We start from the raw sequence: 15,692 nt of genomic DNA, 5'->3' as shown, positions 1-15,692 counted from the left end.
AGCTTTCCTTTACCCTTTCCCCTTTCCCCCTTTCCCCCTGCCCCCTGCCTCCTTTCCCTTAGCAATATCTGGAAATTCTCGAACTTATTCACTTACAGGAGATCGCAAGATGGAAAACAAACGAAACTGGAGACTAAGATACTGGATTATTGGCGGGTATGCAGTTCCGGTGCTGGCATTGTTAATTTCTGCCGGAGCAACGATCGTCAATATCAACACGGTGAACCAACGGTCAGAAAATTTATTGTCTTCTTATGACATTAACTCAATACTCGACGATCTTTCTGTTAGTGTGCAAAGTAGTTCTAAGGCAAATCGAAGCTATTTGTTAGAAAAAAATCAGCAATCGTTTGAGAGCTACCAAAAGGCTCAAAAGGATTCCAAGGAATTTCTAGCAAAACTAATAACACTTGCCCGATCGCAAGAGGAACGACAGTCTTTAACCAAACTAGAGGAACTGCTGAATAAACAGATTGCTTTTGACGATAACCTGATGGCAAGAGTGGATCGGGGCAAAGTCAAAGAAGCCGTTGCAAGCTGGAGTCAAGGAAATTCCCGCAATCAAGGGCAGGATGTGGTAGACATGATTGGAGAAATGCAGCAGCGAGAAGATCAGACTTTTGCAATTGCCGCGAAAGAGCAGCAAGAGGCGCTCAATGCCCTCAAGTTCACGGTGATGTTAAGTAGCGGACTCTCTCTGGTGGTATCTGTTTTGATTGGCATCTGGGTGATTAACCGCACTGCCCGCCAGATGAACGCTTCTGCTGGCGCGATCGCAACTTCTACAACCGAAATTGCCACGACGATCGAGCAGCAAGAACGCGCCACCATCCAACAAGCCACTTCTGTCAACCAAACTACCACAACAATGGATGAATTGGCGGCTTCCTCGCGCCAGTCTGCCGAACAAGCAGAAGCCTCAGCCGCAGGGGCGCGGCAGGTGTTGTTGCTCGTAGATGGTCGCACTCAAGAGGGTCAGTTCAGCCAATCGAGTCTACGCGAGAAAGTAGGCGACATTGCTACCCAAATTCTTCATCTAAGCGAACAAACCAATCAAATCGGCACGATCTCCACCCTGGTTAGTGACTTAGCAAGTCAAACTAATATGCTAGCGCTCAACGCGGCAGTAGAAGCCGTGCGAGCCGGGGAACATGGCAAAGGCTTTGCGGTTGTTGCTGCCGAAATTCGCAAACTGGCAGACCAGAGTAAGCGATCGGCTGAAAAAATTAATCTACTGGTTTTAGACATTCAAAAATCGACCAATTCCACCGTTATGGTGACAGATGAAGGTACGAAAACCGTAGAAAAGATTGTAGATGCGATCAAAACGATCGCGCTAAATGGTCAACAAATTTCCCTTACTTCCAATCAACAGGCGATCGCGGTGCAACAGGTGGTAGAAGCCATGAACTCACTTAATATTTCCGCTAGGGAAACCGCCTCTGGTATTAGTCAAATTAAAGTCGGCACCCAACGACTGAATGATGCCGCCCAAGAACTAAAAGCCGTTGTCTAAAAATGTATTGGAGTTACAGCTATGTTAAAAAATATGTCTCTGCGTGGACGATTGATGGGATCGTTTTTGCTGATGGGCGGTGTCGTTTTGGTCGTTGGGTTTTTCGGCTGGCGGGGTACTCATCAATTAAGCAGCCATATCGACACTCTCAGTAATAACAGTCTCCCCAGCATCGACGGATTGTGGAGAGTTAATGAAGGGCAGACTCAGATCCAGTCGGCAGAGCGAGCAATTCTCAACCCCGAATTACCCGCAGCAGCCAAACAGTCTGAGTTAAATCGAATGCAGGCAGCCTGGAAGCAGATTGACGCAGGTCTTGAGGAATATGAAACCACGCCCCGCAGCCCCGACGAGGACAAACTCTATCAAACATTTAAGCAACAGTGGCAGGCGTGGAAGCAAGATCATGCCGCCTATCTTCAGGCTTACCAGGATTTTACTCGGTTAGGTGTTGTAAACCCCACTGCCAGACAGCTAGAATTGACCAGCCAGAAGCGAGAAAATTCTCCAGAAATGAAGGTGGCGATCGCTGCTGCCGATCGACTGACACAACTCAGACAAAACGCTGTTGTCAAAAATGATGTTTCCTTTGCGACTGCAACTAACTCATTGTTGCAACTGATCAAAATTAATCGGGATACTGCTGAAGATGCAAATAAAGCCGCCAGTGACGATACCCGCTTGACTACAGGTTGGGTGCTTACTGGTATTATTGCTGGGCCTCTGGGAGCAATCTTACTAGGATTTTTTCTTGCTAAACCGTTGACAAGCAAAATTGCTCAAATTGTTCAAACAATGGCTGCCTCCACCAATGAAATCGCCGCTGCGGTTGAGCAGCAAGAACGGACTGCGACTCGGCAGGCAAGTTCTGTCAATCAAACCACTATCACCATCGATGAATTGGGAGCCTCATCGCAGCAGTCAGCCGAACAGGCAGAATCGGCGGTAACAGGCGCACGGCAGGCGTTGACTCTTGCAGGTAACGGTGCTGATGCTGTCAAACGCACCCTCAAGGGCATGGAAACCCTACAGCAGAAAGTCGCAGCGATTGCGGATCACATCACACGCTTAAACGAACAAACCAAGCAGATTGGCAGTATCTCCGGTCTGGTGGGCGAGTTGGCAAGTCAAACTAATATGCTGGCGTTAAATGCGGCTGTAGAAGCAGTCCGGGCAGGAGAGCATGGTAAAGGTTTTGCCGTTGTCGCTGCGGAAATTCGCAAATTAGCAGACCAGAGCAAAAAATCAACCGAAAAGATCGGCACCTTGGTAGGGGACATTCAATCTGCCATCAGCATCACTGTTGTTGTCACCCATGAAGGCACTAAAACTGTGGAAGAAGGGACGCGAATTGCCCAGGAAACGTCAGAATCCTTTGCTGGTGTAGAAGGTGCAGTGAATAACATTGTCATCAACAGTCAACAGATTTCACTCAATATCAACCAGCAAGCGATCGCCATTCAGCAAATTGTCTCTGCCATGAATGACCTAAATATTGCTGCGCGTGAAACTGCTAGTGGCATTAGTCAGATCCGCTCTGGTACTCAACAACTAAACGAGTCAGCGCAAGCACTCAAGGCAACCATTTAGTCGTTCAACCCCTAATTACTTAAAACTATGATGATCGATGATGAAGAACTGAGAGACGTTTTCAAAGTAGCCAGCGAAGAACACCTGCAAAACCTGGATGATGGATTACTGCATCTGGAAAACCATCCCGACGATCTGGCTATCCTGGAAGCCTTGATGCGAGAAGCGCATTCCCTCAAAGGCGATGCCAATATGCTAGGAATCAAAGATATAGGCACTCTGGCACATCAAATTGAGCATGTTTTGACTCAACTCAAGCAACAAGAAAATCCTGCGTCCTCGTTGGGCAATGCTACAACAGACTCACCCTATGAACGCCTCGCTCATGCGATCGCTGCTATCCGCAAACTCGTTCATGAAGCCGTCACCGGAGAACCTGCCAAGGTTGATACCTTTTCTGTTCTGGCCGAATTGATGGGAGCGCAGCCAGGAAAAAGGGAAGATGTCTCAAGTGATGAACCAGAAGTCAACAGTATTGAAGTCATAAATACAGTACAAAACAATACTTTCGATAAGGATCGAGAACTAAAGGAAAACGGAGCAATCCAAAATCCAAAACTTGTACTGAGCGAAGTCGAAGTATCCAAAATCGTTCGACTGAGCCAAGCCGAAGTCCAAAATCGTTCGACTGAGCCAAGCCGAAGTCCAAAATCCCCCACCAATAGCTACCGCATCGAAACCATCCGCGTTGGTACTCGCCACCTGGATACGTTGATGACGCAAGCAGGGGAGTTAACTGTCACCAAAATTCGGATTGCTCATCGGCTGGGAGAAATTGAGGCGATCGCCAATTTGTGGGAAGAATGGAATCGAGATTTATTCACTAATCGGTTTGCGTTCAACCGAGAGCAACAAGGTGATGTCGCCCTGCAACGTCTGGAAACTTTTCATCATCACTCGGAAAAACGATTAGAGCAATTGGGCCATTTGGTGAAAACCTTACAGAGTTCCCTTTCAGAAGACACAACCCGACTGGAACAACTCAGTAGCGATTTAGAAGAAGGTATTCGTACCCTGCGATTGCTGCCCTTTGCAACCATTTTCAACCTCTTTCCTCGGATGGTACGCGATCTGGCGCAGCAGCAGGGAAAATTGGTGGAGTTGATCGCAGAAGGCAAAGACACCCTTGCCGACAAACGCCTGTTGGAAGAAATGAAAGATCCGCTAATGCACATCCTGCGGAATGCGATCGATCACGGGATTGAGCCACCACAGGAACGGGAACGGCTAGGAAAACCAACAAAGGCAACGATTCGGCTTAGAGCTTACCAGACTCCCACTAACATTGTGCTGGAAATCAGTGATGATGGCCGGGGGCTTGACCTGGATAGAATCAAACAAATAGCGGTGAAGCGTGGCATTTGCGGGGAGGAAGAATTAGCTGCAATGACTCCCAGCCAGATCCAAGCGTTGATTTTCGCACCGGGGTTTTCAACAGCCCCCCTGCTTACAGAAGTATCAGGACGGGGTGTGGGGCTGGATGTGGTGCAAACCAATGTCGAGAAATTGAAAGGTACGATTCAGGTAGAATCGTTTCCCGGACAGGGATGTACGCTGCGCGTCAATCTCGGTATCACCTTAGCAACCGCCCATGTCTTGATTGTACAAGTGAATCAAATGCCTTACGCCATCCCAGTCGAGTTTGTGCAAACCGCTTGCTTAATCAAGTCAGAAGAGATTTTTCCCTTGGAGGGACGAGACACAATAATTCGGGATAGCCAACCGATTTCAATTGTGCAGTTGGCCGATCTATTAGAACTGCCCCCGATGCCATCTGGGTTAACTCAAGAAACAGCACTTTCCTGTATTATTCTTCAGGTTGGGCAAGCACAACTGGGTGTAGTGGTAGATGCCTTAGTGGATGAGCAAGATGTAGTGATTAAACCCCAAAGTCAGTTACTTAAACGAGTCCGCAATGTTTCTGGGGCAACAATTTTAGGCACTGGAGATGTGTGTATGGTGCTGAATCCCCAGGATTTGGTGAAGTCAGCCCGATCGCGATCGCAGTCCATTTCTTCTACCCAAACTCGTCAACTTGCACCCACAAAACCAACCGTCTTATTAGTGGAAGATTCTATTGCCACACGCACGCAAGAAAAGCGAATTTTAGAAACCGCAGGCTATCAAGTGATTACTGCTGTGGATGGTTTGGATGGATTGAACAAACTGCGATCGCATACCGTTGATGCCGTTGTTAGCGATGTGCAAATGCCAAATCTTGATGGCTTGGGGTTAACTGCTAAAATCCGCGAATATCAAGAATATAGCGAACTTCCAATTATCCTGGTTACTTCCCTTGCCAGCGATGAAGATAAACGTCGGGGTGCAGAAGCCGGAGCCAATGCCTACATTATCAAAGGCAGCTTTAATCAAGAAGCCTTGCTGTCAGCCCTCAAACGGTTGGTGTAGAGGTTTGCGGATGAATGAAGAAGAATTCAGAAGTCAGAATTCAGGAGCGGAGCCGGAGACGCTTCGCGAACGCGAACGCGAACTGCGCTATCCGCTTTTTCGGTCAAAATTAATTCTGTTAGCGGTAGCGGGGCGTTTAGCCCATTCTGACTCCTGACTCCTGAATTCTGTTCGATGAAGAATAATTTTCTCGTAAAATCTCAACTTACTGTCAATTCATGAAAAACTCTGCCCCGATTCGCGTCTTTCTGGTGGAGGATTCGCTCGTCGCCTTAACCATCCTCAAGCGAATTCTGGCGAGTTCCCCGGAAGTGGATGTGGTGGGAACTGCTCCCAATGGTGTGGAAGCATTGGAGCGAATTCCAGCCGCACAGCCCCAGGTAATCTGCACCGATTTGCACATGCCCAAAATGGATGGACTGGAACTAACCCACCGGATTATGAGAGACTATCCCCGTCCCATTCTGGTAATCAGCGCCTCCGTCAACACCCAAGAAGATTCCCGCAATGTTTTTAAACTGCTGCAAGCGGGTGCTTTGGATGTTTTTCCCAAACCCAACATTGACTCGCTTTCAGACTACGAACAAGTCAAGCACGAATTAATCAACCGGATCAAAGTTCTGGCAGGGGTTACAGTCTTTACTCGCCACACTTCCCGTGCGACGGTAGAACCTAGAACGCATCCTCTTAGCCCTAAAAAAAAGCCAGAACCATTCAGCCCAAAACCTGTCAGTAACTCGCAATTCCCCATTCGTAATTCCCCGTTTTCCCTGCCCAAAGTCGTGGCGATCGGAGCCTCCACAGGCGGCCCCCAGGCATTGTACGCGATCCTAAAACAACTGCCTGCCAACTTTCCCGTACCCATTCTGTGCGTCCAACATATCAGCGAAGGATTTCTGCAAGGACTGGTAGATTGGCTAGCAGCAGAATGTTTCCTGCGGGTGACGATCGCCCAACCGGGAGAATTTCCCAAACCGGGTACTGTCTACTTCGCTCCCGAACGACAACACCTGCAACTCGATACTCAAGGGCGATTAACCACCGTTAGCACCCCTGCCGTTTCCGGGCATCGTCCCTCCGTTACAGCTTTGTTTCAAGCCGTTGCCACCTGCTACCCGCGATCGGCGGTTGGTATTTTGCTGACTGGCATGGGACGGGATGGTGCAGATGGATTACAAGCGATCGCCCAAGCCGGGGGCACTACCATTGCCCAGGATGAACAAACCTGCGTTGTCTTCGGGATGCCCAAAGAAGCGATCGCTCTGGGAGCCGCCCAACATATTTTGGCGATCGGCGAAATTGCTCCCATGCTATTAAATCGAATTTCCAGTTATAGCAACCGCCAAGAGCATTAGGACGTAGAATCAAGGTATTATCGTAAGCTGCTATCGTCTACTCTGCTATGCCTAAACCCTACAGTTACGACTTTCGTCAAAAAGTGATCCAAGCGATCGAGTTATATGGACTGAAGAAAAGCGAAGCCAGTGAACTTTTCAACATCAGCCGCAACACAATCAACCTATGGTTGCAGCGCAAAGCCCAAACCGGAGATGTGAAGGCATTACCCAACCGCCCTGGTGGCAACAACCATAAAATCACAGATTGGGAGCGGTTTCGGGCGTTTGCCAAAACTTATGGCGATAAAACTCAGGTAGAGATGGCTCAATTGTGGGAGGGCGACATCAGCGATGCCTTCGGCGAGCTTCGCTAACGCACAATTTCACGAGCATTGAAGAAAATTGGGTTCACGCGAAAAAAAAGACCTATGGTTATCGAGAGCGGGATGAGGTCAAACGGCAAGCATTTATAGCACAGTTGACAACCCAGGCAGATGAAACGATTGTTTATGTTGATGAAGCAGGTATGGACAATCGAGAAGACTATGGTTATGGATGGAATGAGAAAGGACAACGGTTTCATCCGCTGAAGTCAGGACGGCGGCAACGCCTGTGTCAATATGATTGCGGCCTTATGTAACCAGCAACTGATGGCTCCTTTTACTATTGTTGGTTCCTTCAACCGAATTGTATTTGAGATTTGGTTAGAAACTTGTTTAATCCCTCTGTTGGAACCAGGACAGGTGGTAGTCATCGATAATGCTACGTTCCATAAAGGCGGTCGTATTGAACAACTGATTCAGCAAGCAGGTTGTAAACTATTGTACTTACCTCCCTATTCACCGGATCTCAACAAGATTGAGCGATGCTGGTCTTGGCTCAAAAGTCGCATTCGCAAGCAACTTGACCAATATGAGTGTCTACGAGATGCGATGGAGTATATCTTACATCTAGCGTCCTAACCGTAATGGCGATTGCTATAACAGAAACGAGGTTATTTCCGTCCTCAACTCTGCTGCCAATGCCAAAAAGCGAAACTTAGATTTGACGGAAAACGTTTTCCGTCAGATGGAAACTATTGAATCTATCCTCTTAGCCATCGGTAAATTCAGCGCTGAAAGTTTTCGCGTCAGCCGCATTCCTTTGCTAAATCTCCCTGCTGATGTGCTAGAGGTACTGCGTTTTGGGCAAATCGAATACACTAAAGCACGAGCGATCGCCCGAATTCAAGATGAAAAAACTAGAATTCAATTCTTAGAAGATGCGAAAGTCTTAAATCTCTCACTGAGCGAAATCAAACGCAAGATTAAAGAAATTGAGCAGCAGTCTAAATCAGAGACTCCATCCTTAAAAAACAAAGCTGATGACACATTTCGCCGCTTAAAAAAATCTCAAGTCTGGGATGACCCCAAAAAACAGGCAAAAGTAGAGAAATTGTTGGCGCAATTAAACGCACTGATAGAAGATGACATCTCAAAGTAAACTATTCAAGTTGTTTTCTGAGTGATGGTGTCATAATCATCAGTCCTCTGACCACTTCTTCAGGAGTAGCCGTGCCATCAATTACTTTTGGCATAATCGCCATCAATTCTAAAGCTAAATGGGTAGGAATTCCGGTTGCTTCCAACCGCTTCAACTCCAAAACATCAATCCCTGCTGCCAATCCCTCTAAATACTCTTCTACACTCACTCCGAAGTTTTCAATTTCTGACATGGGTATAATTGGTTTTTTGTTTGACTTCTATATTCAAGCATCTATTACGTGACTATCTCACAGATGGATCGTGTCAAAGTGCGGCGCTGCGAGGTATGCCTGAGCAACAGCTACAGCCTGAAATTTCCTCTCTACGAGACGCGCTCTGCACGAACGCTTGAAAAAGAGTAAGGCTTAAGTTGCGGACCTGACGGGGTGACAAAGCAGCTGAAGCAAAGACAGGAGAAGAGTGTGACCGTTTTGGGGTAAAAAAAGATAGGTCAGGTATTCTCAACAAGAGCTATCAAATGATAATGTTACCTAAATTTTACCAAAACTGCATCTAAAAGTCATTTGCCGTAATATCTCCCACCCTCTGTACCTACTAATCTTTGTTCCAGTAACTTCACTTAACCAATCCGCAACTTTTCGCCCATTCCACAGTCCTCCATCTGGCGCGTTTTCTTGTAAAGCTTGCCATAGCTGTGCTTGATGTATGTCGGAGATTAACGGCTTTGCGCCTTGATTTGAAAAGCGGCGATCGCCAATTCCATTTATACCCAACTCGTTGTACCGTTTAACCAATGCGTATATCCATGTTCTGCTGTAACCTGTTACTTCCTCTACTTCTTCCGTCTTTTTTCCTTGTGCTAGTAACCATATAATCTGGTATTGACGACTTTCTACCCCATTCTTCGTCTCGCGGTAAAGCTGTTCTAACTCAGCAATATCTAAATGTGTGGCTATAGTGATTCTTTTTGGCATACTTCATCGTTTTCATCCCTACCTTTATCATAAGTAATTATCCGAACATGATATGACTAATGGATAGCCTAAAAGGAGAGAGGCTTTGATTTTCTCCCCAACCCTAGTAGGGAAGGGGCTGGGGGTTAGGTCTGATAATTATGGTCTAAATACATGAAAACTGCTGTAATAGATACGACTTCAACTCCACCTCAGCAATACTCAACTCCGCTTGCAACATCTTGAAATAACTCATCAATGCGGCGATCGCTGTATTGTATTTCAGTGATTGAATATCCTCAGAAATCTTATGGATTGTTTGATGTAAACGTTGCTGCGAAGCCAAATCTGGCGGCTGAGGCTGAAGACGATTCTGGTGTTTGAGTACCCATTGATACACTCGCTCCAAGAATCGTTGGATGCTAGCAATACCTCTGTCAGAAAAATCACCACCCTGGTCGTATGGACTTAAAAACATCAAGTAGGTTCGCAATGTATCTGCACCATATTCCTCGATGTAGCGATCGGGATTCACCACATTACCCTTCGATTTGCTCATTTTGGCACCCTGTTTAGTCAGCAATCCGTGGGCGCGGAATCGTCGAAAGGGTTCCTCAAAGGGGATCTACCCCAAATCGTGTAACACCATTGTGATGAATCGACTGTACAACAAATGAACTACAGAATGTTCCGCGCCACCAATATACATATCCACAGGTAACCATTTAGCTGTAATTGCTGGATCAAATGGAACATCAGAGCGATCGCTTGAGGGATAGCGTAAAAAATACCACGCAGAATCCAAAAAGTTATCAGACACATCCGTTTCTCGCCGTGCTGCACCACCACAGCAAGGACAAGTTGTATTGACAAATTCTGGAATGTCCGCCAAAGGAGAATTTCCGGTTCCTTGAGGCAACCAATTTTCAGTGTAGTTGTTTCGTCCAAATTGGAGATGTCCACGGCAAGCTGATCCGCAGTGCCTTCAACACTTTATGGGAAATCTTTCATACCCATACTGAGCTTTCTAGCCAAGTAATCGCACTAATGTTATAAAATCGTGTTGCTCCCATTGCCGTTTTGAATTTAGACTTGCTGTCTGGGTTTGCACTTTTGTGCATAGCTTGAAAATTGATCTCCAATTAAAATAAGTCCATACTTCAACGAGTAGAGTTAGTGATAAAAAGTGCAAAATATGAATCTCAATATAAACCTGACAATTCAGGTCACGTGGAAAAGCTCATTTTGGCGGTTTCCTAACCCCTGATTTTTCCGTTAGTTATTTTCATTAACTCAGAGCCATTGATAATTAGGCTGTGGAGAAAGCCAGGCTTTTTCGAGGCTTGATGACTTCCGTGAAAAGTCAGCAAGGTAAACACCGTACAGTAAAAGATTTTTTGTAAAGCTTAAGGAAACTTTTAGTTGAGATGAACATAAGCAAAAATACGGTAGGAGTAAGTTTGAAAGAAGATCCCACTTATGGACATTCACCAGTGGAAAAAAAACCGGGTATTCTTGTTATCGACGATCATCAATTAATTTTGACTGGTACCCTTGATGTATTAAGTCGAGAGTATCCCAAAGCTGCTATTGTTAAAGCTCAGACCCGAGAAGAGACACTCGATCAACTTCAACTTCATCAGTTTGACCTGATTGTGATGGATTTATCAATTCCCGATCGGCAAGGGAAGATAGCAGAAATTGATACCGGAATTAAGCTGTTGCAAAATTTGCTCAAAGAATATCCCCATCAAAATTTTATCGTGCAAACTAGTTATGTGAAAGCCTTGATCCGGATCAAACACGAGATTGATAATCATCAAGGTGGGTTTGCGATCGCAGACAAAGGATTACCCGAAAATGAAATGCTGATGCGGGTTAATTTGGCACTTCAGGGTGCAACTCACACCAAAGACATCAAAATGGGGATCGAACTCAAACCGGAATGGTTGGATGTGTTGCGGTTAGCTTTTGAAGAGAGTTTAACAGATAAGGCGATCGCAGACAGAATGTATAAATCAGAGCGAGCAGTACGTACTTACTGGACGAAGATTCAAGATGTTTTGGGGGTGTATCCTGAAGACTGTAAGCAAAGTGGTAAGAATATGCGAATCCAAACCGAAGTTCGTTCCCGTGAAGAAGGCTTAATTGATTAATACGCAAAAAATTAATCTAGAAGCTAGATGAAAAAGAGAATCTGGTATCGCATTTGGAAAGAATTCAGGTTATGGTTGCTGGCTGTACGTCCAGGGATCGTAGTGCTGTTGTTGGTAATTTTGATCCGAATAATTGGAGGAATACAATCTTGGGAATGGATGCTGCTTGATACGATGCTACGTCTGCGTCCGATAGAAAACCCTGATGAACGTGTAGTAGTTGTGGGTATCGACGAAAAGGATATTGAATGGGTTAAACAATATCCAATCCCAGATCGGAAGATTGCAGAGTTACTCACCAAGCTGGAAACTTATAAACCGCTAGCCATTGGGTTGGATATCTTCAAAAATGTTTCTGTAGAACCTGGTGGCGAACAACTAGCGCAGATATTACGAGCAAATTCTAATATTATTGGTATTGAAAAAATTTTACGGCCTGGAGAAATTTCACCACCCCAGAGCTTACCATCCGAACGAGTTGGGTTTGTCGATTTACCTAATGATGAAGATAGCAAAAATCGACGCTATTTGTTGTATACGCCAAATCCTAAGAATATCAATGAAGATAAATATTCTTTAGCACTGCGGTTAGTTACTAAGTATTTAAATGCGAAAGGAATTGAGCCGCAAACTGGAAAAAATGACCCGAATACAATAAGATTCCGTGGGATTGAATTACCCCGAATTACCCATAATTTTGGCGGATATGTCAGGGCTGATGATGGGGGGTTGTCAATTTTGATGAACTTTCGCAACAGCGATCGACCTTTTAATATTGTTTCGCTGCGCGATATTCTCAACGATCGAGTTGATGCAGAATTGCTGCGCGATCGCATTGTCTTAGTTGGCAACCGCAATATGAGCACAGGTGATATTTTTTATACTTCAGCTTTATCTAATTTAAGTTTAAGCGGTCAAATTTATGGCATTGACTATCACGCTCATGTCATCAGTCAAATTCTTAGTAGCGTAATAGATAGCCGAACAATGTTGCATAGTTGGGGAGAGTTCGGAGAGTATACATGGATAATTGTTTGGGGGTTTTTGTCGATCGTTATCGGACGGTTTACCCAATCTGCTCAAGCAAATTTACTGACTGTAACTGTAGCAGCATTTTGTTTGTTTAGCTGCGGGTATATAATGCTGTGGGTGTGGGGCGTATGGATTCCTGTAGCACCTAGTTTTCTGATATTAGCCGTTGGGGTGGGTTTGCGTGCTTTTTACCAGCATGATAAATTTTTGCGATCGCAAATTAACGAACGTCAAAACACAATTCAACACACATTTACCGTAATTCATAATGGCCCTTTGCAAACTCTTGCTTATGGATTAAAGCATCTGCGTGCTAAAGATATTCCTTACGAACAACTGGTTGAGCAATTTGAAAAACTCGATCGCGAAATTCGTGAACTTGGCGATTTTCTCAAAATCGAAGCATTAACCACAGAAGAGAGCTTACGTTTAGGTAGCGGATTAATACTTGAATTGAAACGACCTTTGCACGATTTATTATATGAGGTTTATTCAAGTACATTAGAACGTAAAGATTTTGAACATTTTAAAACATTAAAAGTTAAAATTCGCAATTTTGAACCGATTGATGATAAATATTTAACTATAGAATACAAACGGGGAATATGTCTGTTTTTAGAAGAAGCTTTATGTAATGTTGGTAAACATGCCCAGGGAGTCAAGCGAGTTCAAGCATCGGGCATTTATAGTGCAAATAAATACAATTTATCTGTAAGAGATAACGGTTCAGGTATTAAATCAAAACTAGAGAATAAAGGCACAAAACATTTTAAAATGCTTGCTAAACAATTAGGAGGAGAGTTTCGCCGTGAATCGCTTTCTCCACGTGGGACTATATGTGAACTTCGTTGGAAACCTACAAAGGAATTTTAAGAAGGAATAAGGCATTATATCATATCTGCTAGATTACTTATTAAACCTGAAGAACCTTAAACCTGAAGAACCCCACCCCGCCAAAGCTATGCTTTGTCTCCCCTCTCCGGCTTCCAGGGAGAGGCTGGGGATGGGGTGCAATGACTGTGGAAATCATAACTAATTATACGGACATGATATTAGTCGCCAGAATTCTCAATTCTTAAAAAGTTTTAGATAACCACACAATCAACAGCATTTACCATGAGTCATCAACATTTCGTATTTTGGGAAAATAAGGGCAGATTTACAAGCTTGGTTGTAGGAGTAGTTTTTCTTATGACCGCAGTCCCAGCATTTGCTCAGTTTAAACCACGCGATCGCAAACCAGCCAGCGACAATACCCGTGCAGGTGGTTCGCGTGGATGTTCAGCTAGTGGCATACCACTGACGCAGCTTGCACCTCAGACATTTATCGGTAAAACTGCTTCCACACGTCCAACCTTAGCTTGGTATATGTCAAGTTCTCAAAATGCGCGATTCCAACTGTATGAATTTGATTCACCCAAGACAGTTAAAAAAATTGGGCAAGTTAAAGAAATACCCACAACAGTTGGGATTAACAAACTAAAACTTCCCGTTGATTACCCCGAACTCACAGTCGGCAAAACATATCTATGGCAAATTGCAATTGACTGCGAAAACGACACGATTATTAGACGTGCAGAATTTACTGTTATCAATCCTCAATCACTTGTTAAAAATCGATTTACTAGCATTCCAGAAAGTATAAATTATTATACTGAAAATGAACTGTGGTATGAAGCATTAGAAGAAGCATTAAAAGCAACTGGTAATGCTAAACTGGGTCAAACTGGGGCAACTTTAGTTAAAGAACTTGCACAGTCAGAAATGCTTATCGGTAATGACGTAGATCAAAAAAATATTCAGCAACGAATTGAATACCTCCAGAAAATTGGCAGCGAAAAAATATAGCAGTTTTCATTTTGATGCAACACACTCTGATCTCACTCCAAACCTCTCTTTTAAAAGGAGAGAGGCTTTGAATCTTACTCCGCTTCCAGCAATCAAAGTTTTTCTGATCCCCTCTCCTAAGAGGCTACGGTGTACACACAAGTCTGAAATAGTTTACTCACTTGGTTTTTCATGTCAGTTTTACCCCACCCTAACCCTCCCCTTAGAAAGGGGAGAGAACTAGATTTCTTATTTCCCCCCAATACACGGGGGGATTAAGGGGGGTAATTTGACTTGTGTGTACACGGTAGCTCTTAAGAGAAGAGGGTTAGGGTGAGGTCTTTATTAAACAACTAAGAACCACTATAAAAATAGTAGGCAGAATAGAAATGGTAAAAACTTGGTCGGTTGCTGTCACAGGATGGCTGGGATGCGTGGTAGGTATTGCAGTTTCTATTAATCCTGCTTTTGCTCAGTTAACTCCCGATAACAGCCTGGGAAACGAGCGATCGCAAGTCATTCCTATTAATACAAACAATTACCGCATCGAGGGCGGTGCGGCTCGTGGTGCTAACCTATTTCACAGTTTTCAAGATTTTAACATCCGTGAGGGTCAAGGCGTTTATTTCGCCAATCCAGAGGGGATAACCAATATCTTTTCTCGCGTTACTGGTGGTAACTCATCAAATATTTTTGGGACATTGGGAGTATTAGGTAATGCGAATTTATTTTTGCTCAATCCCAATGGCATTTTATTTGGTAAAAATGCCAGTTTAGATGTGCAGGGTTCGTTTGTGGGCACAACAGCGAACGGGATTCAGTTTGGAAATCAGGGGGTTTTTAGCGTGACGAATCCTGAAGCAGCACCATTATTGACGATTAATCCTTCAGCGTTGTTGTTTAATCAAATCCAAGCGAATGCAGGAATTACTAATCAATCGCAAGCAGATGCTGGAAAAAATCTTATTGCTGAAGATGTCACGGGTTTAAGAGTTGCAGATGGTAAAAGTTTGCTGCTTGTCGGTGGAAATATCAATCTTGATGGTGGGAGTATTCGCACTTATGAAGGAAATATTGAGTTAGCAGGTTTAGCTGCACCAGGAAATGTGGGATTAAATATCGTAGGTGATAATATCAGTTTGGTAGTGCCTGATGGTGTAGAACGAGCAAATGTTTCTCTCAATAACGCCGCAGAAGTTAATGTTAGAGGTGCGAATGGCGGAAATATCAAAATTCATGCCCGTGATGTGAATTTGGCAGGAGAAAGTAAACTTAGAGCAGGTATAGAGACAGGTTTAGGAACATTAAATAGTCAAGGTGGTAATGTTGAAATTAACGGGAGCATCCACTTTTGGCAGAAAGACTCAAATTGCAAGCAACCCATTAAG

Annotated in this window: 12 protein-coding genes and 2 pseudogenes; 10 read left to right on the top strand and 4 right to left on the bottom strand. The window is 44.4% G+C overall.

Features of this window, described 5'->3' with window-relative positions:
* Positions 1–109: 109 nt before the first annotated feature.
* From RM368_RS27770 to RM368_RS27745, 6 genes and pseudogenes are all read left to right on the top strand, one after another.
* Positions 110–1,516, top strand: a complete 1,407-nt coding sequence (locus tag RM368_RS27770) for a HAMP domain-containing methyl-accepting chemotaxis protein (RefSeq protein WP_322697036.1) — start codon at positions 110–112, stop codon at positions 1,514–1,516.
* A 21-nt stretch (positions 1,517–1,537) separates the two neighbouring features.
* Positions 1,538–3,106 carry a HAMP domain-containing methyl-accepting chemotaxis protein gene (locus RM368_RS27765; protein WP_322697035.1) on the top strand — a complete coding sequence of 523 codons (1,569 nt, stop codon included), beginning with the start codon at positions 1,538–1,540 and terminating at the stop codon, positions 3,104–3,106.
* Positions 3,107–3,133: 27 nt separating this feature from the next.
* Entirely contained in the window at positions 3,134–5,515 is a 2,382-nt protein-coding gene (locus RM368_RS27760; RefSeq protein WP_322697034.1) for a hybrid sensor histidine kinase/response regulator, read from the top strand.
* A gap of 218 nt (positions 5,516–5,733) precedes the next feature.
* Positions 5,734–6,870 carry a chemotaxis-specific protein-glutamate methyltransferase CheB gene (gene cheB, locus RM368_RS27755; protein ID WP_322697033.1) on the top strand — a complete coding sequence of 379 codons (1,137 nt, stop codon included), beginning with the start codon at positions 5,734–5,736 and terminating at the stop codon, positions 6,868–6,870.
* A gap of 47 nt (positions 6,871–6,917) precedes the next feature.
* A pseudogene (locus RM368_RS27750) lies at positions 6,918–7,814 on the top strand (IS630 family transposase).
* An 82-nt stretch (positions 7,815–7,896) separates the two neighbouring features.
* Positions 7,897–8,334 (top strand): hypothetical protein, encoded by a 438-nt coding sequence (locus RM368_RS27745; RefSeq protein ID WP_322697032.1) that lies wholly within the window; start codon positions 7,897–7,899, stop codon positions 8,332–8,334.
* Between the two features lies 1 nt (position 8,335).
* Here the strand turns inward: RM368_RS27745 and RM368_RS27740 are convergent, their stop codons facing one another.
* The 4 genes and pseudogenes from RM368_RS27740 to RM368_RS27725 form a co-directional block, all read right to left on the bottom strand.
* On the bottom strand, positions 8,336–8,566 hold the full coding sequence (locus RM368_RS27740) for a hypothetical protein (RefSeq protein WP_322697031.1): 231 nt from the start codon (positions 8,564–8,566) through the stop codon (positions 8,336–8,338).
* A 321-nt stretch (positions 8,567–8,887) separates the two neighbouring features.
* Positions 8,888–9,310: pseudogene (locus tag RM368_RS27735) on the bottom strand (helix-turn-helix domain-containing protein); the annotation flags it as partial.
* A gap of 145 nt (positions 9,311–9,455) precedes the next feature.
* Positions 9,456–9,914, bottom strand: a complete 459-nt coding sequence (locus RM368_RS27730; RefSeq protein ID WP_322697059.1) for a class I tRNA ligase family protein — start codon at positions 9,912–9,914, stop codon at positions 9,456–9,458.
* Positions 9,915–10,208, bottom strand: a complete 294-nt coding sequence (locus RM368_RS27725; RefSeq protein ID WP_322697030.1) for a hypothetical protein — start codon at positions 10,206–10,208, stop codon at positions 9,915–9,917.
* Between the two features lie 508 nt (positions 10,209–10,716).
* Between RM368_RS27725 and RM368_RS27720 the strand changes: the two genes are divergently transcribed.
* The 4 genes from RM368_RS27720 to RM368_RS27705 form a co-directional block, all read left to right on the top strand.
* A complete protein-coding gene (locus RM368_RS27720; protein ID WP_322697029.1) occupies positions 10,717–11,445 on the top strand; it encodes a response regulator transcription factor in 729 nt (242 codons plus the stop codon).
* Between the two features lie 27 nt (positions 11,446–11,472).
* Complete coding sequence (locus RM368_RS27715) at positions 11,473–13,350, top strand: CHASE2 domain-containing protein (protein ID WP_322697028.1); 1,878 nt, start codon at positions 11,473–11,475, stop codon at positions 13,348–13,350.
* A 318-nt stretch (positions 13,351–13,668) separates the two neighbouring features.
* Positions 13,669–14,325, top strand: a complete 657-nt coding sequence (locus tag RM368_RS27710) for a DUF928 domain-containing protein (RefSeq protein WP_322697027.1) — start codon at positions 13,669–13,671, stop codon at positions 14,323–14,325.
* A gap of 368 nt (positions 14,326–14,693) precedes the next feature.
* The coding region (locus tag RM368_RS27705) for a filamentous hemagglutinin N-terminal domain-containing protein (RefSeq protein WP_322697026.1) at positions 14,694–15,692 on the top strand (999 nt) is incomplete at its 3' end.

The organism is Nostoc sp. DedSLP03 (genome assembly GCF_034530815.1).
Taxonomy (GTDB): domain Bacteria; phylum Cyanobacteriota; class Cyanobacteriia; order Cyanobacteriales; family Nostocaceae; genus Nostoc.
This window is presented reverse-complemented; position numbering and strand designations above follow the sequence as displayed.